The organism is Lachnospira multipara ATCC 19207 (genome assembly GCF_000424105.1).
GTDB classification, from domain to species: domain Bacteria; phylum Bacillota; class Clostridia; order Lachnospirales; family Lachnospiraceae; genus Lachnospira; species Lachnospira multipara.
This window is the reverse complement of record NZ_AUJG01000001.1, coordinates 257,954-280,844: the sequence shown is the minus strand read 5'-3', so window position 1 is coordinate 280,844 and position 22,891 is coordinate 257,954. Positions and strand designations below refer to the sequence as shown.

25 protein-coding genes are annotated in these 22,891 nt (G+C 31.1%); 2 read left to right on the top strand and 23 right to left on the bottom strand.

What is annotated here, in order from left to right; translation table 11 throughout:
• Positions 1–2: 2 nt before the first annotated feature.
• The 10 genes from G600_RS13415 to G600_RS0101205 form a co-directional block, all read right to left on the bottom strand.
• Positions 3–809: a lysophospholipid acyltransferase family protein gene (locus tag G600_RS13415; protein WP_051195302.1), complete on the bottom strand. Its 807-nt coding sequence runs from the start codon at positions 807–809 to the stop codon at positions 3–5.
• Between the two features lie 253 nt (positions 810–1,062).
• Positions 1,063–2,607, bottom strand: a complete 1,545-nt coding sequence (locus G600_RS0101245; RefSeq protein ID WP_027430303.1) for a methyl-accepting chemotaxis protein — start codon at positions 2,605–2,607, stop codon at positions 1,063–1,065.
• 2 nt (positions 2,608–2,609) lie between these two features.
• A complete protein-coding gene (locus G600_RS0101240; RefSeq protein ID WP_027430302.1) occupies positions 2,610–2,912 on the bottom strand; it encodes a hypothetical protein in 303 nt (100 codons plus the stop codon).
• A gap of 156 nt (positions 2,913–3,068) precedes the next feature.
• Positions 3,069–3,791: a tRNA threonylcarbamoyladenosine dehydratase gene (locus G600_RS0101235; protein WP_027430301.1), complete on the bottom strand. Its 723-nt coding sequence runs from the start codon at positions 3,789–3,791 to the stop codon at positions 3,069–3,071.
• On the bottom strand, positions 3,791–4,627 hold the full coding sequence (locus G600_RS0101230; RefSeq protein WP_034245121.1) for a metal ABC transporter permease: 837 nt from the start codon (positions 4,625–4,627) through the stop codon (positions 3,791–3,793). Before G600_RS0101230 ends, G600_RS0101235 begins: the two co-directional genes overlap by 1 nt.
• Positions 4,614–5,363: a metal ABC transporter ATP-binding protein gene (locus G600_RS13410; RefSeq protein WP_034245118.1), complete on the bottom strand. Its 750-nt coding sequence runs from the start codon at positions 5,361–5,363 to the stop codon at positions 4,614–4,616. Before G600_RS13410 ends, G600_RS0101230 begins: the two co-directional genes overlap by 14 nt.
• Before the next feature lie 38 nt (positions 5,364–5,401).
• A complete protein-coding gene (locus G600_RS0101220; protein ID WP_027430299.1) occupies positions 5,402–6,397 on the bottom strand; it encodes a metal ABC transporter substrate-binding protein in 996 nt (331 codons plus the stop codon).
• Between the two features lie 15 nt (positions 6,398–6,412).
• The gene (locus G600_RS13405; RefSeq protein ID WP_051195301.1) at positions 6,413–6,904 is read right to left on the bottom strand and encodes a Fur family transcriptional regulator; all 492 of its coding nucleotides are present in this window, start codon (positions 6,902–6,904) and stop codon (positions 6,413–6,415) included.
• A gap of 208 nt (positions 6,905–7,112) precedes the next feature.
• The gene (locus tag G600_RS0101210; protein WP_027430298.1) at positions 7,113–8,147 is read right to left on the bottom strand and encodes an aldose epimerase family protein; all 1,035 of its coding nucleotides are present in this window, start codon (positions 8,145–8,147) and stop codon (positions 7,113–7,115) included.
• Between the two features lie 102 nt (positions 8,148–8,249).
• Positions 8,250–8,885: a bifunctional 4-hydroxy-2-oxoglutarate aldolase/2-dehydro-3-deoxy-phosphogluconate aldolase gene (locus tag G600_RS0101205; protein WP_027430297.1), complete on the bottom strand. Its 636-nt coding sequence runs from the start codon at positions 8,883–8,885 to the stop codon at positions 8,250–8,252.
• 223 nt (positions 8,886–9,108) lie between these two features.
• Here G600_RS0101205 and G600_RS0101200 point away from each other — a divergent pair, with 223 nt between their 5' ends.
• On the top strand, positions 9,109–10,620 hold the full coding sequence (locus G600_RS0101200) for a sodium/proline symporter (RefSeq protein WP_034245114.1): 1,512 nt from the start codon (positions 9,109–9,111) through the stop codon (positions 10,618–10,620).
• A 133-nt stretch (positions 10,621–10,753) separates the two neighbouring features.
• On the opposite strand, the gene G600_RS15600 is transcribed toward G600_RS0101200, so the two are convergent.
• The 3 genes from G600_RS15600 to pdxR all read right to left on the bottom strand — a co-directional run bounded on the left by G600_RS15600 (position 10,754) and on the right by pdxR (position 13,008).
• Entirely contained in the window at positions 10,754–10,915 is a 162-nt protein-coding gene (locus tag G600_RS15600) for a hypothetical protein (RefSeq protein WP_162141489.1), read from the bottom strand.
• Between the two features lie 83 nt (positions 10,916–10,998).
• Entirely contained in the window at positions 10,999–11,865 is an 867-nt protein-coding gene (locus tag G600_RS13400) for a YitT family protein (protein ID WP_034245111.1), read from the bottom strand.
• Between the two features lie 33 nt (positions 11,866–11,898).
• The gene (pdxR, locus tag G600_RS0101185) at positions 11,899–13,008 is read right to left on the bottom strand and encodes a MocR-like pyridoxine biosynthesis transcription factor PdxR (protein ID WP_242826337.1); all 1,110 of its coding nucleotides are present in this window, start codon (positions 13,006–13,008) and stop codon (positions 11,899–11,901) included.
• Positions 13,009–13,125: 117 nt separating this feature from the next.
• Here pdxR and G600_RS0101180 point away from each other — a divergent pair, with 117 nt between their 5' ends.
• Entirely contained in the window at positions 13,126–13,686 is a 561-nt protein-coding gene (locus G600_RS0101180; RefSeq protein ID WP_034245108.1) for an ECF transporter S component, read from the top strand.
• 81 nt (positions 13,687–13,767) lie between these two features.
• Here the strand turns inward: G600_RS0101180 and thiE are convergent, their stop codons facing one another.
• The 10 genes from thiE to G600_RS13390 form a co-directional block, all read right to left on the bottom strand.
• Complete coding sequence (thiE, locus tag G600_RS0101175) at positions 13,768–14,406, bottom strand: thiamine phosphate synthase (protein ID WP_027430293.1); 639 nt, start codon at positions 14,404–14,406, stop codon at positions 13,768–13,770.
• Complete coding sequence (gene thiM / locus G600_RS0101170) at positions 14,393–15,214, bottom strand: hydroxyethylthiazole kinase (RefSeq protein WP_027430292.1); 822 nt, start codon at positions 15,212–15,214, stop codon at positions 14,393–14,395. The genes thiE and thiM overlap by 14 nt, the downstream gene beginning before the upstream one ends.
• 27 nt (positions 15,215–15,241) lie before the next feature.
• Positions 15,242–15,604: a GNAT family N-acetyltransferase gene (locus G600_RS13395; protein ID WP_081669364.1), complete on the bottom strand. Its 363-nt coding sequence runs from the start codon at positions 15,602–15,604 to the stop codon at positions 15,242–15,244.
• 16 nt (positions 15,605–15,620) lie between these two features.
• Positions 15,621–16,334, bottom strand: a complete 714-nt coding sequence (locus tag G600_RS0101160; RefSeq protein WP_051195300.1) for an SdpI family protein — start codon at positions 16,332–16,334, stop codon at positions 15,621–15,623.
• 203 nt (positions 16,335–16,537) lie between these two features.
• A complete protein-coding gene (locus G600_RS0101155) occupies positions 16,538–17,179 on the bottom strand; it encodes a putative bacteriocin export ABC transporter (RefSeq protein WP_034245105.1) in 642 nt (213 codons plus the stop codon).
• 3 nt (positions 17,180–17,182) lie between these two features.
• Positions 17,183–19,174: a hypothetical protein gene (locus G600_RS0101150; protein WP_027430289.1), complete on the bottom strand. Its 1,992-nt coding sequence runs from the start codon at positions 19,172–19,174 to the stop codon at positions 17,183–17,185.
• Positions 19,175–19,220: 46 nt separating this feature from the next.
• Positions 19,221–19,532 carry a hypothetical protein gene (locus G600_RS0101145; RefSeq protein WP_027430288.1) on the bottom strand — a complete coding sequence of 104 codons (312 nt, stop codon included), beginning with the start codon at positions 19,530–19,532 and terminating at the stop codon, positions 19,221–19,223.
• 97 nt (positions 19,533–19,629) lie between these two features.
• The gene (locus tag G600_RS0101140) at positions 19,630–20,958 is read right to left on the bottom strand and encodes a sensor histidine kinase (protein ID WP_027430287.1); all 1,329 of its coding nucleotides are present in this window, start codon (positions 20,956–20,958) and stop codon (positions 19,630–19,632) included.
• A 10-nt stretch (positions 20,959–20,968) separates the two neighbouring features.
• Complete coding sequence (locus G600_RS0101135) at positions 20,969–21,667, bottom strand: response regulator transcription factor (RefSeq protein WP_027430286.1); 699 nt, start codon at positions 21,665–21,667, stop codon at positions 20,969–20,971.
• 226 nt (positions 21,668–21,893) lie between these two features.
• The gene (locus G600_RS13390; RefSeq protein WP_081669363.1) at positions 21,894–22,256 is read right to left on the bottom strand and encodes a GNAT family N-acetyltransferase; all 363 of its coding nucleotides are present in this window, start codon (positions 22,254–22,256) and stop codon (positions 21,894–21,896) included.
• Positions 22,257–22,891 lie beyond the last annotated feature (635 nt).

Sequence of the window (22,891 nt, the reverse complement as noted above, 5' to 3'; positions counted from 1 at the left end):
CCTTATATTGCTTTTTGTTCCCCTTTACCCTGTCTAATATCACTTTCATTCTTTGGCATATAGTTATAATACTCATAATTGCTATTCTTGGCTCTTTCAAGCATAGTATTATAAATTTCATCGTGTAATTTCTTCTGTGCCTCTTTAGTTGATAAAGTCTCATCAGGATAAAAAGGTCCGTCATAATAAATTGTAATCTTAGCCTTATCAGAAAATCTTCTCTTCTGATATGTTACTGTCTGCACATAGGCTGCTGTCTTTAATTCCACAGGAAATCTAAAGGACGTATCCTTAAAAGGTCTTATCTTAGTGTAATAAGGCCATAGATGTGCTTCCGGATAAATAATAACAGGGTGTCCCATCTTAATTCTTCTTGTATAAGCAGCTCTAAACTGTTTAAACCCCTTAATTGAATCAGGAGTTGGAAGTGCCCCTATCATTGTAAGAATTCTACCTATAACTGGTAAAGCGAAATTCGCAGGACTTACCACTGTATAGATTCTTTTTGGAAGCGCAGCGATTGCTGGCATAACCACATCACCAAAGGCTTGTGTATGATTACTATACAAAAAATATCCCTTAAGTTTGGACCTTCTTAAAGCCTTGCGGTTCTTATAGCTGACCCTAAGTATCAGCTTTGTATAGATAAGTCCAACAGGAATTGTTAAGAAAATGTATAAAAGCCAGGCAAAAAATACATAAAAAGGATTCTTATGTACCCATTTATAATTATCCTTAAGCTTATAATCTTGATTAGTGCTATCTACTAAATCATCTTCATAGCTTGTATAATACATGGTTTTTCTCATTTTCCTTCTTTATCCTCCCTCTTACTTTAATTTTATTATCAAAGATTATTGTAATCTAGATGTATACAATTGTCAACGAAAATAGCATAGATATTGCGACTTATAGTCTAACAAGTCTTGTTATGTGGTTTTAAAAACTACATGTATAAAAATAATAAGGGCATCATAGATAATCGGACCTGACTTATCTATGATGCCCTTATCTTTTGTAAGCTTGCTTACATTTATTAGAAGTCTAAAAGACAACTAACCTTTATTCAAGTGTGAATCCACTAACTGCCTGACTAAGGTCACTAGCAATCACTTCTTCTTTTGCAGACATTTCAACTACCTCTGCAACTACATCAGCAACATCACTTACTGCCTTTACACTATCAGCTGAGCTTGCAGCTGTAACCTGTGTTGATTCTGCAATATTATTAATTGCATAACTTACTTCACCCATTGTTCTTTCAATTGTAGATGACATTTCAGAAATACTTTCTGATATTTCATCAATATTATGTGCATCATCACCATATTGTTTACCAACCTTTACAAATTGGTCATAATCTGGTGTAACAGTTTCATTTACAAATGCAAGAATCTTTTGAGCATCAGCTGTTAATTCTTCAAAGGCTCTTTGAACATCTTCTACTGTATTTTGGATCTTACCTACTGCTTCAGTTGTATCTCCTGCTAACTTACCAATCTCAATAACAACTACTACAAAGCCCTTGCCTTGTTCACCAGCTCTAGCAGCTTCAATTGAAGCATTTAAAGAAAGCAAATTAATCTGCTCTGCAATATCTGAGATAGTTCCTGCAAGAGTTCCAATTGACTCAACTATACCTGCATTATCTATACTCTTCTTAAGAGATACATCATATTCTCTTGATAGGCTAATAGCATTGTCATAAGCAACTTTACTTCTTGTTTCAACATCGCTTGCTCGTAACATAATTTCCTTAGCCATATCCTTTGATTTAGCTGCCTGTTCAGAAAGAATTGTTACTGATGAGTTAACTTCCTCAGTAGATGCATTAACCTCCTGAGTAGCAGCTGATGAAGACATAACTGCTTCATTAATTTCAGACATATTGCTCTTAATCATATCAAACTTATTTGTAAGCTCTGTAGTAGCATTATTTAGCATTTGTGATGAATTATCAAGGGATTCAGAATGTTCTGATATAGCACCTATAATATCTTTATAGGTATCATACATAGCATTAAGAGAATTACCTAAATCTCCTACTTCATCTTTTGTTTTAACATTCAATGAAGGAATTGTATAATCTCCGTTTGATAAATCAACGGCAAATTTCTTTACCTTTACTATTGAATTAGTAATCTGCTTAACAACCAAATATATAACTGCAGCTACAGCTATTACTGCTACAATACATATGATAACAATCTTAAAAATCAAGCCAATAATTGGTTCTTCTAATTCTGACTGATTAATCATTACAGCCAATTTCCAATTAGTCTTATCAATTGTCTTCCAATAAAGATCTACATCTTCACCATCATCATCAGTAAATTCCGATGTACCTGTAGCAGAACTTAAAATTTCCTTACCTGCTTCTGCCATAGAAGAATTTGATACATTAACAATATTAGTTGCCTTTGAAATATACGCATCATTTTTATATCCCATAAATACACCTGAAGATGTAAGAAGCATTGCATAGCCAGTCTCACCGACCTTAATATTTGTTGCAATTTCCTTAATATCAGAAATCTCAACGTCTACTGTAACACATCCTATAAATTGATTATTAGTATCAAACATAGGTGCTGCACAAGTCATCATTATCATTCCACTTGTTGCATCATAATATGGGTCTGTAAAGACTGCTCTAAATCTTCTGCCGAAGCTGTTTGATATAAATTCTGTCCTATTGCTGCTTCTGCATTAGCTGTTGAAGAAATTTCCATAAGGATAGTATTAATATTATAAGCTTCTCCATTTAAAGCTGTTTCCATTAATTCCTCATTACTTTTAATTAATTCCGATCTTGCTAAATTAGCACTTACTATTGTAAGTATAATCATTGCCAAGATAATTGTTGGTATAAGAAGGCACAGTAATTTGGTACTAATGTGTTTAAACTTCATAGAAAAACCCCCCTATTTCACATATATATTTTATTGTCATCACGTTTAATATAGTAAAATAATTATACCATTCGTCAATAAAATATACAATGAAACAGGGGGCATGTTTTTTAACTTACACATTTATATGAAGTAAATCAAACATTCTAAATTTTGCTAGTTACAAAGATCTTTTACAACTTCAGAAGCCATAATTAAGCCTGCAACAGAAGGTACAAAAGCAATACTTCCAGCAACCGGTCTCTTTTTTGTCTCTTCATATTCCTTTTGCAAATAAGCTTCATCTACCTCAGGCTTTTTAGCCTCTTCTTTAGAATAGACTACCTTTAATTTGGTTATACCTCTCTTTTTAAGTTCACGTCTCATTACTTTAGCTAATGGGCATACAGAAGTTTCAAAAATATCTGCAACTTCAAACTTAGTTGGATCTAATTTATTACCTGCTCCCATGGCACTAATTATTGGGACATTGACTCTTTTGGCTTCCTCAATTATTGTTAACTTGGCAGTTACTGTATCAACTGCATCTATCACATAATCATATTGGCTAAAATCAAATTCATCTTTATTATCAGGTAAATAAAAACACTGTCTTGCAACTACAGTACAATCAGGATTAATATCCATAATTCTTTCCTTAAATGCTTCTACTTTACTTTGTCCTATAGTTTTTGTTGTAGCTATAATCTGTCTATTAATATTTGATTCACTAACTACATCCTTATCGACAATTTCAATATAGCCTATGCCTGAACGAGCTAGTGCTTCAGTAACAAAGCCACCAACTCCACCAACACCAAAGATAAGTACCTTTGCATTAGTTAATTTTTCAAAAGCTGTAGCACCAACTAAATTCTTAGTTCTTTCAAATCTTCCCATTACTTTATTCTCCCTACTAAAATTGCAAATAAGTAAACCACTAAATCAGCTGCAACAATTGTTGCACCTACAGGAGTTGATAAAAGAATAGATGCAAATATACCTACTAAGGCACAGATTACCGAAATAATAGCAGATGCAATTACAACTCCCTTAAATTGATTAATCACTCTCATTGCAGAAAGAGCCGGGAAAATAATTAATGCAGAAATAAGTAAAGAACCTACTAAATTCATTCCTATAACAATTACAACTGCAATTAAAACTGCAATTAAGAGATTGTAGAGGTCTGTTTTAGTGCCTGTTGCCTTTGCAAAATTTTCATCAAAAGTAACTGCAAAAATTTTATTATAAAAAATAACAAATGTAAGTATTACAACAATTGATAATACAATACACATAATAACTTCTGACTGTTTTAATGTAAGAATAGATGTAGAGCCAAAAAGTGTTGTACATACATCTCCTGAAATATTAGCAGAAGTTGAAAATACATTCATAAGTAAGTAACCAATCGCAAGGGATGAAACTGATAACATTGCAATGGCTGCATCTCCCTTTATCTTAGCATTCTGTCCTGTTCTAAGTAAAAGAATCGCAGCAATAATAGTCACTGGCAAAATCAATATATTATTATTAGATAATTTCATTACTGATGCCACTGCCATAGCTCCAAAAGCTACATGAGATAGACCATCACCTATAAAAGAATATCTCTTTAATACAAGTGTTACACCAAGAAGTGATGAACATAGTGCAATTAAAACTCCAACAATAATCGCATATCTTACAAAGGAAAAATTTAGATAATATAAAAGTGTATTAATTAATTCCATTATCTTTCTCCTTTCCTTGATCATCTACTTCATAGGCACATAATTCGCCATCAAATTCTTTTCTTGCTGTACTAGAAATGTAATCTTTTGTTTTGCCAAAAAACTTCTGTGTTTGGTTAACAAGTAAAATATTACTAGAATAACGAATTGCCGATGGCATATCATGACTTACCATAATAATTGTAAGGCCTTCATCATTTAGTTGTTTAATAAGCTTATAAAAATCTTCTGTAACCTTAGGATCCAACCCTGTTACAGGTTCATCAAGCACGAGTAATTTTGAAGTTGCGCATAAAGCTCTAGCAAGTAATACTCTTTGCATTTGTCCACCTGAAAGGTTACGATAACATTTTTTCTTTAAATCCAAAATGTCCATTTTTTCCATAGCTCTTTGTGCAATCTTCTTTTCAGTTTTTGTATAAAATGGACGTAATCCACTCTTTGATAAAAGTCCAGAAAGGACTATCTCCTCAACTGAGGCAGGAAAGTCCTTCTGAACGATAGTATGTTGTGGTAAATATCCTATTTCATAAGGCATGAGGCCATCCATATATGATACTTCACCTGAAATAGGCTTAATAAGATGAAGCAAAGTCTTCATAAGAGTACTTTTACCTGCTCCATTCTCCCCTATAATACATAGATAATCCCCCTCATTTACAGTAAAATTAAGTCCTGTTGCAACTGCCTTGCCCTCATATCCTACTGCTAAATTGTCAACCTTAATAATAGACATATTATACTTCCTTTCATGTCCTTATTATACAAAATGTATTAATTTAGAGCTTCCTTTAAAACTTCTAAATTGTCTTGCATAATAGAAATATATGTAATTCCATCCTTAACATCATTCGCTGTAACAGACTGCATAGAATTAAGTACTGCCTTAGTAGCTGATGTTCCTGACTGCTCTATTACTGTATCAGCAATCTTTCCATCAGAATTCTCAATTATAAGAACTTTGCTAAGTCCTAATTCCTTTAACTTTTCTGCTAAGAATGCAATTGTTTCAAAGCTTGCTTCTGTTTCTGCTGAACAACCAACAAAAGCAGCGTAATAATCCAAATTATAATCTTCAACTAAATATCTAAATGGAAATCTATCACCAAATAATAATGTCTTCTGACTTGCAATATCAATTACTGCTTGATACTCAGCATCAAGACTTGCTAATTGTGCCATATACATAGCGCTATTCTGCACATAAGTTTCTTGATTAGCTTCATCCATTTCAGAAATCTTATCTGTCAATTGAGAAACTATTGTTTGTGCATTCTTTAAAGATAACCAAACATGTTCATCGTATTCAACTTCATCCTCTTCACTATCTTCTTTCTCAGCCTGCATTCCTTCTTTGATTTCTTCTTCAACCACTTCATCATCTAAGATTTCCATTAAGTTTACTGCTATCTGCTTCTTGTTTACCGCCTCAGACGCTGCATCTTCTGCCCATTCATCTGACTCTCCGCCAACATAAATAAACATATCTGCGTCAGAAATTAATGCGATATCTGCTGTTGTTGGCTGGAAACTATGAATGTCAGTTCCCTGATCTAAAAGAAGTGTTACATTTACATTATCATTATCACCTACAATATTCTTAACCCAATCATAAATTGGAAAAATTGTACAAACGATCTCATACTTAGCATCCTCATTAGATGAAGACTGTAAATGTGAATTCTTAACACTACCGCAAGCTACTAATGAACTAACTGCAAGTGTTAGAACTAAAACTAATGTTACAATATTCTTAAAAATGGATTTCATGTCTTAACTCCCTTTCTATGAGTGACTAGCATGATGATCACAGGTACAAATACCTGCTTTATGTTCTAATTCATTATGACAAGCATAAATGCCTTCTATCTCAGCTTCTGCTTTACAATTAGAACAAACTCCCATTAAAACCGATTCTTTGCAATCGAGGCTAAATCCCATCTTATCACTAACATAGCTATATAAAATGTTCATTAGATCTTCCTCTAAATGTATAACATGGCCACAAATCTTACATTGTAAGTGGAGATGTTTACAACAAGAATCCCCCTTCTCAGTGTATGAATAAAAGGCGCATCCATCTGAGACATTCTTAGATTTTAATAGTTCTCCCTTTTCACTCATCTTATCTAAGTTTCTATAAATTGTTGCTAAGTTAACGTTATTACCGTTATCCTTTAAAAATTGGTAAACTTCTGCAGCTGTTACCCTTTCATCACAATGATTCTTAAAATAATCCAAGATACAATCTCTTGCTTTTGTTTTATATTCTTTCATATTCTATTCCTCATTAGATCAAGCTTACGCTTGTAATCCTTTATGTTATAATATACGACTGTGTTTTATCGCCGCAAATAATATTATAATACATAAAAAATAATTTGCAAACCTTTTGCATTTTAACACCGAGCATTTTTATTGTCAATAATTTTTGCGAATTATTTGCATATTGTAGTGATTTTACATCACTACAAATAATAAGACACTACTTTACTTCAACCTCGTATACAGTCTCTTCTCTATACTCTTCCCCGGCCCTTAAAACCACTGATGGGAAGTTCTCATGATTAATAGCATCTGGATAACCCTGACATTCTAGGGCCACGCCTGCTCTATCTATATAATTAACATTTTCCTTAGCAGGACGACTACCAGAGAGATAGTTTCCTGTGTAGACCTGAAGTCCCGGCTGTGATGTTGAAATAGTTAGCTTTATTCCGCTTTCCTTGCTTTCTAATACGCAAGCTTTATTAAGTTCATGCAAATTGCCATTTATGCACCAGTTTCTATCTAAGCCTTTAGCCCACTTAATCTGATCGTAATCTGAGTTGACATTCTTTCCTATTTCAGTAGCTTCTCTGAAATCCATAGGAGTGTTAGCTACTGGAAGGATTCTTCCATCTGGGATTGTCTTTTCATTTGCCCAAACAAAATTATCGGCATTGATTGTTAGTAAATGTTTCTCAATAGTGCCTGCGGCATGACCATTTAAATTAAAATAGGCATGATTAGTTATATTCACAATTGTGTCCTTAGATGTATATCCTAAATATTCAAGCTTAAGGCCTGTGCTTGTAAGAGAATATTTCACATCTAAGCTTAGTTCACCGGGATAGTTTTCCTCCATATCAGGACTTGTAATATGAAATGTTACGCTATCCTCAGTGTGCTCCTTAATATCCCAAGCCTTCTTTCCAAAGCCCACCTTTCCACCGTGGCTAGAATTTCCGGCATTATTCTTATATAAATGATAAGTTTCACCATTAAGCTTAAAGCTAGCGTTAGAAATTCTGTTAGTACATCTACCAACGATGCAGCCAAAGCACTTATCCTGTAAAATATAATCTTCTAATGTATCAAAACCTAAGACAATATCTAATTTATTCCCCTTATTATCTACTGTCTCGAAACTATTTAATATTGCGCCGTAGCTTATAAGCTTGGCCTTAAAATGTTCATTCTTAATCTCTACTAAAAATACTTCTTTGCCATCTGGCATAAATCCAAAATTAGTAATCATAACAAAACCTCCAAAATAAAAAACCAATCGCAAGTGTAATTATACACTAGCGACTGGTTTAATTTATACATATTTAATGTTCTATTACGACAAAAATACTAATTAACGTACGCTTGCAGCGATTGCCTTAGCTTCAGCTGTCATTTCCTTAATCTTATCGAATTCGCCAGCCTTGATTAAGTCGCCCTTAACCATCCAAGAACCACCACAGCAGAAGATCTTATCGCATTCAAGATATTCTGTAATGTTCTTAGCGTTGATACCACCTGTAGGCATGATTCTTACGTTAGTGTAAGCTGCTGTCATAGCCTTAATCATCTTAAGTCCACCTGCTGCTTCAGCTGGGAAGAACTTAACTCTTGTAAGACCTCTCTTAACTGCCTGAGCAAGCTCAGAAGGAGTAACGATACCTGGGCAAACAGGGATCTTCTTCTCTAAACAGTAATCAACGATTTCTGGATCAAAACCTGGAGCAACAATCATTTCTGCACCTGCTGCTACAGCTCTATCTACCTGCTCTGTTGTAAGAACAGTACCAGCGATAAGTAACATCTCTGGGTATGCCTTCTTGATTTCTCTGATTGATTCTTCAGCTGCTGCTGTACGGAATGTAACTTCAGCACATGGGATACCACCTTCAACTAATGCCTTAGCAAGAGGTACTGCATCCTTTACATCATTTAATACTACGACTGGAATAACACCAAGTTCTTCCATCTTCTCACAAATATCTGCCATTATTATATTATCCTCCTTTAATTATAATTATAGGCTTTAGGTATTATAGCATACTTTCATCCAAGGTAAAACGTATTTTTTTCAATACTTTAGTTAAATACAATATTAATTTATTGACTTTGACTTATTAGCACGTTACTATGACATAGTATAGCTTTACTCATCAATAAGTAAAGTTACATTATATATACATTATTTAATTTAAGAAGGGAGACTTATACTTATGACAGCACAAGTATGTTTGATAATTACAATTGCCCTCTATCTTGTAATGATGATTGTAGTTGGAATTATTTTCTCAAAAGGTAACGAAGACACTGGCGATTTCTACTTAGGTGGTAGAAAGTTAGGCCCCTTTGTAACTGCCATGAGCGCCGAGGCCTCTGATATGAGTAGTTGGTTACTAATGGGTATCCCAGGACTTGCATATATTTCAGGTCTTGCAGATCCATTTTGGACAATCCTTGGTTTAGCCCTAGGTACTTATCTTAACTGGCTCTTTGTAGCAAAGAAGGTACGAAAGCAAACTGAAATTCTTGGAGCAATTACAGTTCCCGAGTATTTCTCAAAGCGTTTTGGAGATAAGAAAAATATCTTAACTTGTATTTCAGCTTTAATTATTGTTGTTTTCTTTATTCCATATACAGCATCAGGTTTTGCCGCATGCGGTAAGCTTTTTAACACATTATTTGGCGTAAATTATTTACTCGCCATGGTTGTTAGTGCAATTATTATTGCGCTTTATTGTACAATGGGTGGCTTTAAGGCCGTTTGTACTACAGACCTTATTCAGAGTATTTGTATGACAATTGCCCTATTAATTGTTATTTTATTTGGTATTAATCAGGCCGGTGGTCTTGATGCAGTAATTGATAATGCTAAGGACTTACCAGGTTTCTTTAGTATTACATCTGTTCATGATGCTACTACTAACAGCGCCTCACCTTATTCAGCAATCACTGCAATTTCAATGCTTGCTTGGGGACTTGGTTATTTTGGTATGCCACATATCCTTATTAGATTTATGGCTATTGGAAATGTTAATAAGATTAAAACTTCAAGAAGAGTTGCTAGCGTATGGGTAGTTATTTCCATGGCAGTAGCACTTCTTATTGGTATTGTAGGTCTAGGAATGAGTGCAACAGGCGTTATTCCTACATTTAATAATACAGCCGACTCAGAAAGAGTTATTATTCATATTGCAAATTTAATGAGTAGTTATGGTTTATTCCCAGCAATTATTGCAGGTCTTATCCTTGCAGGTATTCTTGCTGCGACAATGTCCACAGCTGACTCTCAACTTTTAGCTTCTGCTTCAGCTATTTCTTCAGATTTAATTCAAACATTCTTTGGAAAAAAATTATCTGACGAAGTTTCTGTTAAGGTGGCAAAGATTACTGTAGTTTTAATTTCCGTAATTGCTATTTTTATTGCAAGAGATCCTAATAGTTCTGTATTTTCAATTGTTTCCTTTGCCTGGGCAGGTTTTGGTGCTGCTTTTGGACCAGTAGTTTTACTTGCACTTTTCTGGAAACGTTCAACTAAGGAAGGAGCACTTGCTGGTATGATTACAGGCGCAATTGTTGTATTCCTTTGGAAATATGTTATTAGTGGACTTGGTGGTGCATTTGCAATTTACGAATTATTACCAGCATTTATTATTGCTTTAATTGTAAATGTAATCGTGAGCTTTTGCACAAAGGCTCCTAAAGAAATTGTAGAAAAACTTTCTTAATGGTCTTTGAATAAAAACGACAATTTATAATTGAATAAAAACGACAAAAAGGACTTAGGGATGTATAAAGATTGTCAAGACTCGCTCGCGAGTCTTAAAAATACATCTCCTAAGTCCTTTTTATTAATCTTTATTAGTCTTCAACATCGTCATCCAAATGACTAAATGGGTTATAACTCTTAGAATTTCTGTCCTCATCTGGAGCATCATCTAATTTAGCATACTTAAAGAGTTTCTCGATTTCATCAAGATCCTCATCTTTCTTATTCTTAAAAATTTCATCCATTGGATTCATAGATTTACCGCCTTTCCCTAAGATATATCTGAAAACGCTTTTCTATATTTAAATAGTAAAGCATATAATAACAGATTTTAATTTCAATGTAAAATTGCTTCAGTATCATCACCAGGTGTCTTTTTTACGTGATTACCTACTATTTCGGATACATCTGTAATTGTAACAAATGCAGATTCATTAGATTCACTTACAATTTTTCTTAGAGTTGCCACTTCAATTCTTGTTATTACGCAATATAATATACATTTCTTATCAGATGAAATAAGTCCCTGTCCATCCATAAGCGTACATGTTCTACCAAGTTTTTTATAGATTTCATCTGCTAATTCTTCTCCGTTTTGAGTTATTATCATCGCAGCTTTTCCTTGATCTAAGCCCTCTTCTACCATATCAATAATCTTAAATGAAATAAAATATGTCAAAAGCGAATAAAGTGCTCTGTCCCATCCGAACAAAATTCCTGCTGTTGCATAAATAAAAATGTTAATAATAAAAACAACTTGTCCTACAGAAAATGAGGTTTTTTTACTTAATAAAAGTGCTATTGTCTCTGTTCCATCAAGGCAGCCTCCACCTCGAAGTACAAAACCTACTCCAAGTCCTAACAAAACGCCACCAAATACTACTCCAAGTAGAGCCTCTTCTGTTACATACCTTAAAACAGTAAAAACTGAAAGTGCTATTGAAAAAAGAATCATAGAATAAATTGCTGATACAAAAAATCCCTTTCCCATATTTTTAAGCCCAATTATAAGAAATGGTATATTAAGTACAAATGTAAGTATTCCAAGTTTTATTCCTGTCAATTGGGAGATAATCATACTTACGCCTACAACTCCACCATCTAATACAAGGACTGGTACTAAAAATTCTTCAATTGCAAATGCTGCAAAAATCGCACCTATTGTTAAATATAAAAAACTAGCTATTTCTCTTTTTCCTTTCATTTTATCTCCTCTTTTTCATTTCATTTCATTTTATTATAATTCATTTCTCTTTTTTCTTCTAACTCTATTTATATGTCTTTCAAACTCTCCATTTTTTAATAATTCCATAATTAAGTATTGCTCAAAAATAGGTACTGTACATGAATAAAAGCCTAATTTTTTCTTAAATTCTTCAATCAAATTATTAGGTAATATCATATATCCTATACGCATAGACGGTGCAATTGTTCGTGAAAATGTATTTATATAGATTACATTTACATCATTTGCCATAGAAAATAAGGGTTCTTCTAGTTTTCTTGAAACTGTTAATTCTGAATCAAAATTATCTTCTATAATTATCCCATCTCTTTTTCTAGCCCAATTTAAATACTCATTTTTCTTAGAAATATCAGCTGTTACACCTGATGGATAACTATTAAAAGGGGTTACATGTAATAATTTAGCCTTTGTCTTCTCCAACTTATCCGATGATATTCCATTATCCGATAAATCAAGCATATCACAAACCAAACCAAAGGATTCATATACCTGTTGTATCTTATTATATGATGGATTTTCTATTGCTACATATTTTTGATGTCCTAAAAACTGCGCAATTAAGCCATAAAAATATTCTGCTCCAGAACCAATTATAACTTGATTTGCTTGTATATGTATTCCTCTGCTTCTTGCCAAATAAAAACATATTTCATTTCTAAGCTCTATACATCCATAATTAGGTGATTTTATTAGAAGCTTATCACCATAATCAAGCAATATTTTTCTTATGGTTTTATTTAATACAGAAATTGGAAAATTTCCCTTCTTTTCTTCATTTTCCATATCTTTTCCAAAATCTGTATCATTAAAAATCTCACTATTACTTTTATCTTTAATAATCTTTGTACTTTCTCTTCTTTTGGTCTGATTACTAATAAAATCTTCATCCTTAAAAATAACAAAGACACCACTTCTTTCCTTTGATTTTGTATAGCCTTCTTCATTAAGAAGAGTTATTGCATGTTCTACTGTAATAACGCTAGTTTCTGTATCTGCAGCAATTATCCTCTTAGATGGTAACTTGCTGCCATAGGGATAAACTCCATCAACTATACTTTTTACAAGCCCCTCATATAACTGAATATATGCTGGTGTTTCCAAATTAAAATCTATTTTTATATTCATCTGGTTATATTAAAAACTCCTTTTCTGGTTATTTCTATATATTCAGTTTAATGGTAACCTTTCAGAAACAAAAAGTAAAGGAGTTAAAGGAAAATGACTACAAATACTAGAAATACAACTAAGATAACAACTATTAGAATTACAATGACCGCACTTTTTATGGCTCTAAATATTATTATGTCTTCCTTTGGTCTACCAGTACCTGGAGGACATGTTTATCTATGTGATGCTGTAATTTGCCTTGCTGCTTTAATACTAAATCCTGTTGAGGCTTTTATTGTTGGTGGTGTAGGTTCATTCTTTGGAGATATGATTTTCTATCCCCTAACAATGTTTGTTTCTTTAGTAACTCACGGTTTACAGGCATTCGTTATTTCATTAATTGCACACCACACACTTAAAAACAAGCCTAAGCTTGCTTCAGCTATTGCTGTTATTGTTGGTGGCCTTGTTATGGTTCTTGGCTACACACTTGGTAAGGCCTTTGTTTATAGTACTAAGGAATATGCAATTATTACTATGCCTTATGAAATTACACAGACATATCTTGGTGCAATTCTTTCAATGCTACTTGCCTATAGATATAAGATTAAGGGCCTTTGCCTAAAGCTTATGAATGGAAATACTAAGAATCAGGTGGAAATTACAAATTAAGAAAAAGCTTGTTAGAGCAGGAAAAACCTATTCCTAATCTAGCAAGCTTTTTTATTTATAATCATCCCAAAAGACTATTATTTACTTTATCATATCAGCTGCGAGCTTTCTTAACTCCTCACATTCAGCCTTTATATCATCAGCTGCAAAAATTGCACTAACTAAAGCAACTCCGTCTACTCCTGTACCCTTTAGCTTAGATATATTATCCTTTTTTATACCACCAATTGCTACAACTGGCACAGATACTGCCTTACAGATATCAGATACAACATTTAAGTCAAGCACACTAGCATCCTTTTTAGTTGATGTTGAAAATATAGCGCCTACCCCTAAACAATCTGCGCCATTTTTAACAGCTTCAACCGCTTCTTTAACAGAATGAGCTGAAACTCCTATCATCATCTTGTCTCCCACAAGTTCTCTTACTCTTCCTGCTGCCATATCATCTTGTCCAACATGAATTCCGTCTGCTCCACATTTAATCGCAACTTCCACATTATCATTTATAAAGAATGGAACTTTATACTTATTGCATAAAGCTTTTATTTGAATGGCTTCCTTTAAAAACTCCTCGTCTGATAAATTCTTTTCTCTTAACTGAAGACAAGTAATTCCTCCTTTAAGGGCTTCCTCCACCTGTTCATAAAGACTTTGTTTACCTGTCCAGGCTCTGTCTGTAACTGCATATAGCAACATATTTTTCTTATCGCACTTCATATCTAGCACCTTCTTCTAAAATTTGGGGAGTCATATTATAGACTGCATCTATTATATAGTTTCTAAAACTTGCATTACCATCTAAATCAGAGAGTCTATTAAAAGCTATTTCTCCTGCAAGTCCCATAGTCATCACAGAAACTGCCACAGCCTCTAATTGCTTATCTTTATTGGCCGCAAGAAAGGCAGTAGTCATAGCAGATAACTGACAACCTGTTCCAGTTATTCTAGACATTTCCTTAACTCCGTTATATATACAATAAGCCTTTTTATCATCAGCCACAATATCTATCTGACCTGTAATTGCAATTATTGCCTTAGTTTCCTTGGCACATTTTTTTGCAAATGCTACTCTTTCCTCTAAATTATCTAGATTTATGGAATCCTCTTTAGCTGCATCTACACCTTTAGTTTTAGACTCAAAATCCATAACTGCTCTAATTTCAGATAAATTACCCCTTATAACGCTAATTTTTCTTTTACTAATTAAATCTTTGGCTGTATTAGTTCTTAACCTTGAAGCTCCTGCACCCACAGGATCTAAAAGCACTGGCTTGTCTAATTCATTAGCCTTTTTAGCGGCCAAAAACATAGACTCTATATTGTTTTTATTTAATGTACCAATATTGATATTTAGAGCACTAGCAATGGAAGTTATCTCACAAACCTCTTCCTTTTCATCTGCCATAACAGGGGATGCGCCTATTGCTAGTATTATGTTGGCACAATCATTAACTGTAACATAATTTGTGATGTTATGTACAAGAATTCCCTTAGTCTTTACATTTTCAAAAATCTCTTTAAACATATTTTTCTTCCTCTTTTTCTAGTTACTTTACTTTCTATGTTTAGGAATAGCGCATGCCTCATTTCCAGTCATTTCCAAAGCCTTTCTATCTTCAGCCTCTGGATCAATTAAGCAGTCACTATATCCCTTATTTTTATTAAACCACTTTACTGCATAAGAACAAGTAAGTTCTGCCTTAGCCTTTCTTTTCCTTAGTTCCTTAACTAATAATTCCATTAATATTCCTGCAACTCCCTGTCCTCTTAAAGAAGGATCAACAACTGTATGTGTAACTTCAACCTTTCCTTCTTCAAATTCAGGAAAATCAACATATGCAATTATATTATCATTCTCGTCTTTTAAATATATTTTTTCCTTTGAAATTATAAAATCATTAACATTAACTGACATAAAAGCCTCCTTTATATTATTTTACATTTATTGTTCTTTCTTCATCATATACTTTTTTAGAATATATCATAGTTACTATAACTGCCACTAATATATAAGCAAGCATTAGAAAAACTCCAACAATTGATTGCCTTATAAACACGGCTGTAACAATAGTTAAAAGTCCGCTAATCATAAGTGCATAGGCGCCAAATCTATTAGATTTTCTCCAAGTTCTGTCATTATACATACTAAAAGAGGTTCTTATTCCTACTATCTTATTCATCTTAGTCCTAGTCATAAAGTTTGCTAAAACAATTATTAACACTCCCGTTCCAATTATTTCAATTTTAATACTATCCACTGACATTGTTGTAGCATCCGTATTTATTAAGTTAATAGCTTTATAAAGGCTAAAAGCTTCCGTAAATATAAAAAAGATAGTTTCACATAAGCCAACAATATCTAACACTTTAGCATTAGCAAGTAATGACTTAATTTCCTTATCTTCTGTGCTTCTAGTTGCTTTCCTCTCAAAATACATTGAAAATGCTATCCAAAAAATCCCCATTACAATAATTATAATTGGGAAAATGAAATTCTCATATTTACTTCCCCATCTATCCACAACTCCATTTAAATCATAATGCATAGGCATCTTTTCAGGTAAAAAGCTCATTAACACAGCCATTACAACTAAATTAACAACTGCTAATACACACATAATTTTTCTAATTACATTATTCTTCATAATCTTACTCTCCTTTAAATTGACTAATCCACATAACTAACTCTTGAAAAACTGTTGCGTTAATTTCATAATAAACAAAATAATTCTCCTTTGTCAAAGCAATTCAAAAATTATTTTAAATTGCAAACATAAAAAAGCCCTAAAGACTAGAATTTATCTAATCTTTAGGGCTAATATTTTTATTCTAATCTAGGGAAAATTATCTAATTTAAATCAATTTTTCTTTTGCACATATTTGCAACTTCATTATCATGTGTAACTATTATAATTGTCTTACCCATTTTATTAAATTTTATTAATTCCTCCATTATCAAGTCTCTATTATTTTTATCAAGTGATCCCGTCGGTTCATCTGCAAGTATTATCGGTGTATCTTTTATCATTAATCTAATTAAAGCTACTCGTTGTTGCTCTCCACCACTTAGTTGATAAACCTTCTTTTTTAGACTATTCTCCAACCCAAATTTTTGTAAATAAAATAAAACCTCATCATTTTTTTCTTTATTTTTCATTTTCTTATAACTGAATGCCAGTTTTATATTCCATTCTACTGTTTCATCTTCCACTAAACCATAATTTTGAAATAAATACCCAATATAATTTCTTCTAATCATCATAGCTTCTCTTGAATCAACATTTTTTATTTGTTTTCCATTTATTAGATATTCACCCTCTGATGGATTAATTATTAAACCTAATATATTCAACAAAGTAGTCTTTCCTCTTCCACTTTCACCAACAATTGCAATCATATCTCCACTCATAACAGATAAATTTACTCCTGATAATACCTCATTATTATCATATTTTTTTGATATTCCTTTTAATAATAAAATCTCATTCATTAATCATTCCCCTTTCATTATATCTGATATAGACTTAATTATTTCCTTGTTAAAAATCATTATTATAAATATTAGATCAGCTACTATTCCTATAATTATTGCAGATATATTTTGTTTTAAACTAAGCAAAAAAAACGTTATTATAAACAACAACAAATCATAAGTTAACTGCGATTGAAGAATTTTAAAATTAGAAAAGCCCATTAAATATTTAATTGCGTATTTTTTACGATTTATCATTATCTCTAAATAGCAAGAAAAATACACTATTAGTATTAGTGTTGCAATAAATAAAATTACAAATACTATTGCTTGATCTACAATAAACTCAAAATATCTTATATCATCTGATAAAGGCGTTAATAAAGTTGCTGATGACAGCATTTCATTTAATGAATATTTAACTAACATTTTCTGATATTCTGATCTATCAGGTAATTTAAATGATAGTTTTCCTTTAGCTAATTCTTCCAAATACCAGGTGCCTGCTAAATTAGAATCATCTACATATATAATAGAGTTAGTTATTTTCTGATTAGATTCCATTATATATTCATCCAAAATAGGTATATTCTGGTTATCATCAATAAATATAATATTAATATCTCTTATTTCGACTTCATTTTCATTTTTATAATAAACATCATAATTGTAAAGCTCTGAATATTTTTCCTTACAATAATCAATAACTTTATAATCATTCTTATATTTTTTAGGAATCAATATAGTTTTATCCGGTAATTCGTCTATAAATACTCCATTTTCATCTTTTAATTGCATAAAAGTTTTATAATACTTATTATTAACTACCACATAATTATCTTGATATGAATTTAATAAATCGTTAAAACTAATATTATATAAATTATAATATGCATCTGTAGAATACGTTGTTATATTGGCATCTATTAACAAGGCTAATTCTTCATTTTCTTCATACATTCTCTTCATATCATCAGATATTTTTATTATCTCTTCTTTTTTTGAAAAACACTTATCATATTCCTGAGCATTATAACCATTAGATGTAAAATACGTATTTAATTGTCTATACTTATTAATATTGTTTAAAGTTTCATTATAATTATCTAATTGAATACTTAATGATGTGATTGATAACGTAATTGCAACTAACAAAATTATCTTTGTAAAATTCATTACTAAAGACCAAACAGGTCTAAAAGTTTTATTTTTTATCATATCACTTATATCTATAAATCTTATACTAATTTGAGTTAACATTAATTGTATAACTGTTATTAAAACAACAATAGCAATAAAAAATAATAACAAAACCACATAATTAAAACTAAATCTTTTTATAACACATGTATAAGTTACATTTAAAAACAAAATAACAATAACTGATAATATTTCTAACTTTAGAAATTCATATAAAGAATCTTTTACCATCCTAAAAGCACTAAATCCATTTAACTTTTTTATTGCATTTATTTTTATACGAGTACATGTATATATAAAAAGTATAACTTGAGTTATTACCAATAAAATTGTAAAATTAATGCCATTATTCTTTAAAATTTGAATATAATCTATTTGCTTTTCTCCATATGCTTTTATCTCCAATTCTAATTTCTCAGAAATTTTATTCATGTCGTTACGATTTAAATCTGTATAAAATACACCAATAGAATCAACAAAATCATCTTTTGATAACTCTGCATAAGTTATTTTTTTATCTTTATTAATTGGGACTTTTTTTGAAATTTTAAGATTATTAGAATATAGCACTCTATATTCTTGAATTGAATTATTAGATACTGGCTCTTTAACAATTTCTATTTCAGCATTATATACAACCAAACTGTTATAAATACGCTCTAAATTATTGCCAGTAACATCATCTATATAATATGCATTTAAATTACTATTTGTCATATTATTTAATATATAAACATCGTAAAAAGATTTGCTAAATATAAAAGAATACACAAATAGCTGGCCAATAATAAATAAAAGCATAAATTTTTTCATAAATAACTACCTCCCTATAAATGGCAGGTAAGAGCATAGTTTTTATTTATCTTAAATAACAATCATAATGTGCTGTTTCATTAGTGTACCAATGTCTTCTATGTTCTACATATGCTTGATCATCTTTCCAGCCACTTGTATACTTAGTTCCTCCTACTTTTACTATAGCCAAAACTTTATATCTAAAATCATTATCTGGCTTTGCATCTCTTATATCTGAATATACTACTTGCGAGTTCTGTCCTCCTGTAAAAATCAACTCTCCATTTTCTACATTTTCAGCAAAAACCGCAAGTGGAAATAATATAATTCCAGTCACTACTATACTTGCTACTATTTTAATCATCTTTCTCTTCATAAAACATCCTCCCCTTGTGAAATGCTCTTACCCTTTCTTAATAATAGCAATAGCTTATAACAAGGGGATAATTTTTTCCTAACTTTAAACTAACTTTTTATCTCAAAGGCAATAATATACACACTTTCATACCTTTTTTTGCATTCTCAAATTCAACTTTACCATTATGTAATTCAATAATTTTTTTAACAACTATAGTCCCCCAACCATGTAAACTTGAGTTATTGCCTTCCCTATTGTTTAATACAACTAATTCTTTATTATCTACTCCTATTCCATCATCAACAAATATAATACTTATTCCCTCTTCTTGCTTCTCTATAACAATATTAATAAAACATTTATATTCATTATGTACAAGACTATTCAATAAAATATTCGTAAAAGCTCTTTTTAACAAATGCTCATCTGCTTCCATATATAATTCATCTGATTTATCATTAGCTTCTAGTTGAATAGTATAATCACTATCATCATACATATTCATAATATCTGCCACGCACTCTCTTATAATTTGATCTAGTTTTGTCCTTTCCTTTTTTATAATTATATTGTTAATATCAAGATTATTTAATAGTGATAAATCATCTATCAAGTATTTAATTTTAAATGATTGATTCTGTATAGTTTTAATCTTCATATTTACGATTTTATTAGAATCTAATTCTTTTAATTCTTCACATTTTCCTATTATAACTGCTAAAGGAGTTCTAACATCATGAGTTATACCTGACATCCAATCTTTTTTTATCTTTTCGTTTTCCTGAATTTTTTTCTTCTGCATATCTAATTTTTTTGATACAATATTTAACGCTTTCGATATATCTTTTAAATCTCCACTTTCTTCTAAAATAACTTGTTCACCATTTGATAAACTCATTATACCATCTGTTATTTTCTTGATTTTTATAATAATTTTTTTAGCAAACAATAATGAAAATAAAACAGTTGTAATTATATTATTAATAATGGCAATTATAATACATGTAAGCATAGTATTTTTACTAATTTTCAAATTTTTTTTCCAATAAAATTCCCCATCATTTCCTAAAATTGCAAGTCCATTTGGTATTTGTATAATATCAACTGAATAACCTGATAAATACCATTTCGATGCACTTGCTATATCTGATACTGTATACGTCTTATTTAATTCATCTGGTAAATCATTCGAATATAGTATCTCACCACTTTCATTTAAAACCATATACCACTTAAAGTTTTTGTCACAATATTCATCAACATATTCATTTACTGTGCAAACATTATCTTTTATTTCTATTCCATTTATAAATTTATCAACCGTTATATTTTGTGTTTGAGTTAAAAAATCTAGCACTAATTTCAAACTTATCATATTTATTAACATCAAAACACTTACAACAATAACAATTGCTTTTATATATTTTTTTATTATCTCCCTCATTTTTTCCTCACTAATTAACTACAAGTTTATACCCTATTCCTTTAATTGTTTTTAAATATTTAGGCTCTGACGGGTTTTCTTCTATCTTATTTCTAATTCTACGTATATGCATTATCAAGCTTTGTTCATTTCCACTTATATCCTCTCCCCATATAGCATCCGCTATTGCATCTTTTGTTAACACTCTATTTTTATTCTCATATAGTTTACTCAAAATTTCTCTTTCCATGGCTGTCAGGTTTACACTTTTATCATTATTTATTACAACATTTTGTGAAAAATCGATTATTACATCGCCCAAAATACATTTTTGTGTTTCCTGTAACTTAATTTTATAACTTCTTCTTAATATTGCATTTATTCTAAACACTAATTCTTTCATAATAAATGGCTTAGTTATATAATCATCTGCACCTAATCCTAAACCAATTAATTTATCAACATCTTCATCCTTTGCAGTTAAAAAGATAACTGGTATATCTGAAGAGCTTCTGACATATTTTAATAATTCATATCCATCTCCATCAGGTAACATAATATCCAAAACAAGTATATGTGGTTTTTCTTTTAAAAATGTTTTTTTGGCTTCTTCTATTGTAGAAGTTTTAAAAATACGATAAAACCCTTCTTGTTTTAAACCATTCTCTATATGATTTAATATTTCACTCTCATCATCTAATAATAATATTTTATACTCCCTTATATTCATATAACCCTCCTTTTGTCTATATTTTATAATTAAATTCACTTCTTTTAAAGTCTTAAAATCAAAAAATAAAAGCCCTAAAGACTAGAATTTATCTAATCTTTAGGGCTAATAATTTTATTCAAATTTAAGGAATAACACTCCATTGTTATGTACAAGAACCCCCTTAGTCTTTACACTTTCAAAAATCTCTTTAAACATAATATTTCTTCCTCTTTTTCTAGTTACTTTACTTTCTATGTTTAGGAATAGCGCATGCCTCATTTCCTGTCATTTCCAAAGCCTTTCTAGCTTCAGCCTCTGGATCAATTAAGCAGTCACTATATTCCTTATTTTTATTAAACCACTTTACTGCATAAGAACAAGTGAGTTCTGCCTTAGCCTTTCTTTTTCTTAGTTCCTTGACTAATAATTCCATTAATATTCCTGCAACTCTCTGTCCTCTTAAAGAAGGATCAACAACTGTATGTGTAACTTCAACCTTTCCTTCTTCAAACTCAGGAAAATCAACATATGCAATTATATTATCATTCTCGTCTTTTAAATATATTTTTTCCTTTGAAATTATAAAATCATTAACATTAACTGACATAAAAGCCTCCTTTATATTATTTTACATTTATTGTCCTTTCTTCATCATATACTTTTTAGAATATATCATAGTTTAATTACATTATTCTACATAATATTACTCTACTTTTTTCTGTTTCTCCCCAAGATTTTCGGGCCTGTTACGGGCAATCCTCTTTTTTTAGTCATTTACCTGTATCGTTGTTCTTAAATATCTTTCACAAGCTACCGGTAATTCCAAGAAATCTTCTTATTGACTGTAAGCCAAAAAATTCCGTTCAGCGAGTCATACAGTCAAACTATTCAAAAATCCTATTTGACTGTAAGTTAAATCACTTTTACACAACCCCATGAAACTAACTATACCGTCAATTCGTATATATCTCTGTTATGCCTGTAACCTACTTAATTCCTTTAAGTTACCTTATACCATCAATCTTGCTTTTCTTGCTTGATTGCCTGTATGTATAAATAAAAAACAATTTTAACTTACCATCAGTTTCAAAAAAGCATCCAGTTGACCGTATGTTCTTTTAAAATACAATTTTAATTTACAGGTAAAAGAGCAAACTTTGGTAATTGATTGTAAAAATTCCCACTACCGGGCAGATTCGGGACTTTAACCCTTTAGAAACGTGCGCCACTAGGCGCACCTAT

Bases quoted from the DNA above. Each gene is read 5' to 3' on its own strand.
- G600_RS0101140 (WP_027430287.1), bottom strand. From the start codon at position 20,958: ATGAGGGAGATAATAAAAAAATATATAAAAGCAATTGTTATTGTTGTA.
- G600_RS0101180 (WP_034245108.1), top strand. From the start codon at position 13,126: ATGACTACAAATACTAGAAATACAACTAAGATAACAACTATTAGAATT.
- G600_RS0101155 (WP_034245105.1), bottom strand. From the start codon at position 17,179: ATGAATGAGATTTTATTATTAAAAGGAATATCAAAAAAATATGATAAT.
- G600_RS0101135 (WP_027430286.1), bottom strand. From the start codon at position 21,667: ATGAATATAAGGGAGTATAAAATATTATTATTAGATGATGAGAGTGAA.
- G600_RS0101160 (WP_051195300.1), bottom strand. From the start codon at position 16,334: ATGAAGAATAATGTAATTAGAAAAATTATGTGTGTATTAGCAGTTGTT.
- G600_RS0101210 (WP_027430298.1), bottom strand. From the start codon at position 8,147: ATGATTACTAATTTTGGATTTATGCCAGATGGCAAAGAAGTATTTTTA.
- G600_RS0101150 (WP_027430289.1), bottom strand. From the start codon at position 19,174: ATGAAAAAATTTATGCTTTTATTTATTATTGGCCAGCTATTTGTGTAT.
- G600_RS0101235 (WP_027430301.1), bottom strand. From the start codon at position 3,791: ATGGGAAGATTTGAAAGAACTAAGAATTTAGTTGGTGCTACAGCTTTT.
- G600_RS0101145 (WP_027430288.1), bottom strand. From the start codon at position 19,532: ATGAAGAGAAAGATGATTAAAATAGTAGCAAGTATAGTAGTGACTGGA.
- G600_RS0101200 (WP_034245114.1), top strand. From the start codon at position 9,109: ATGACAGCACAAGTATGTTTGATAATTACAATTGCCCTCTATCTTGTA.
- G600_RS13400 (WP_034245111.1), bottom strand. From the start codon at position 11,865: ATGAAAGGAAAAAGAGAAATAGCTAGTTTTTTATATTTAACAATAGGT.
- G600_RS13390 (WP_081669363.1), bottom strand. From the start codon at position 22,256: ATGTCAGTTAATGTTAATGATTTTATAATTTCAAAGGAAAAAATATAT.
- G600_RS13405 (WP_051195301.1), bottom strand. From the start codon at position 6,904: ATGAAAGAATATAAAACAAAAGCAAGAGATTGTATCTTGGATTATTTT.
- G600_RS0101205 (WP_027430297.1), bottom strand. From the start codon at position 8,885: ATGGCAGATATTTGTGAGAAGATGGAAGAACTTGGTGTTATTCCAGTC.
- G600_RS0101220 (WP_027430299.1), bottom strand. From the start codon at position 6,397: ATGAAATCCATTTTTAAGAATATTGTAACATTAGTTTTAGTTCTAACA.
- G600_RS0101245 (WP_027430303.1), bottom strand. From the start codon at position 2,607: ATGATGACTTGTGCAGCACCTATGTTTGATACTAATAATCAATTTATA.
- thiE (WP_027430293.1), bottom strand. From the start codon at position 14,406: ATGAAGTGCGATAAGAAAAATATGTTGCTATATGCAGTTACAGACAGA.
- thiM (WP_027430292.1), bottom strand. From the start codon at position 15,214: ATGTTTAAAGAGATTTTTGAAAATGTAAAGACTAAGGGAATTCTTGTA.
- G600_RS0101230 (WP_034245121.1), bottom strand. From the start codon at position 4,627: ATGGAATTAATTAATACACTTTTATATTATCTAAATTTTTCCTTTGTA.
- G600_RS15600 (WP_162141489.1), bottom strand. From the start codon at position 10,915: ATGAATCCAATGGATGAAATTTTTAAGAATAAGAAAGATGAGGATCTT.
- G600_RS13395 (WP_081669364.1), bottom strand. From the start codon at position 15,604: ATGTCAGTTAATGTTAATGATTTTATAATTTCAAAGGAAAAAATATAT.
- G600_RS13410 (WP_034245118.1), bottom strand. From the start codon at position 5,363: ATGTCTATTATTAAGGTTGACAATTTAGCAGTAGGATATGAGGGCAAG.
- G600_RS0101240 (WP_027430302.1), bottom strand. From the start codon at position 2,912: ATGAAGTTTAAACACATTAGTACCAAATTACTGTGCCTTCTTATACCA.
- G600_RS13415 (WP_051195302.1), bottom strand. From the start codon at position 809: ATGAGAAAAACCATGTATTATACAAGCTATGAAGATGATTTAGTAGAT.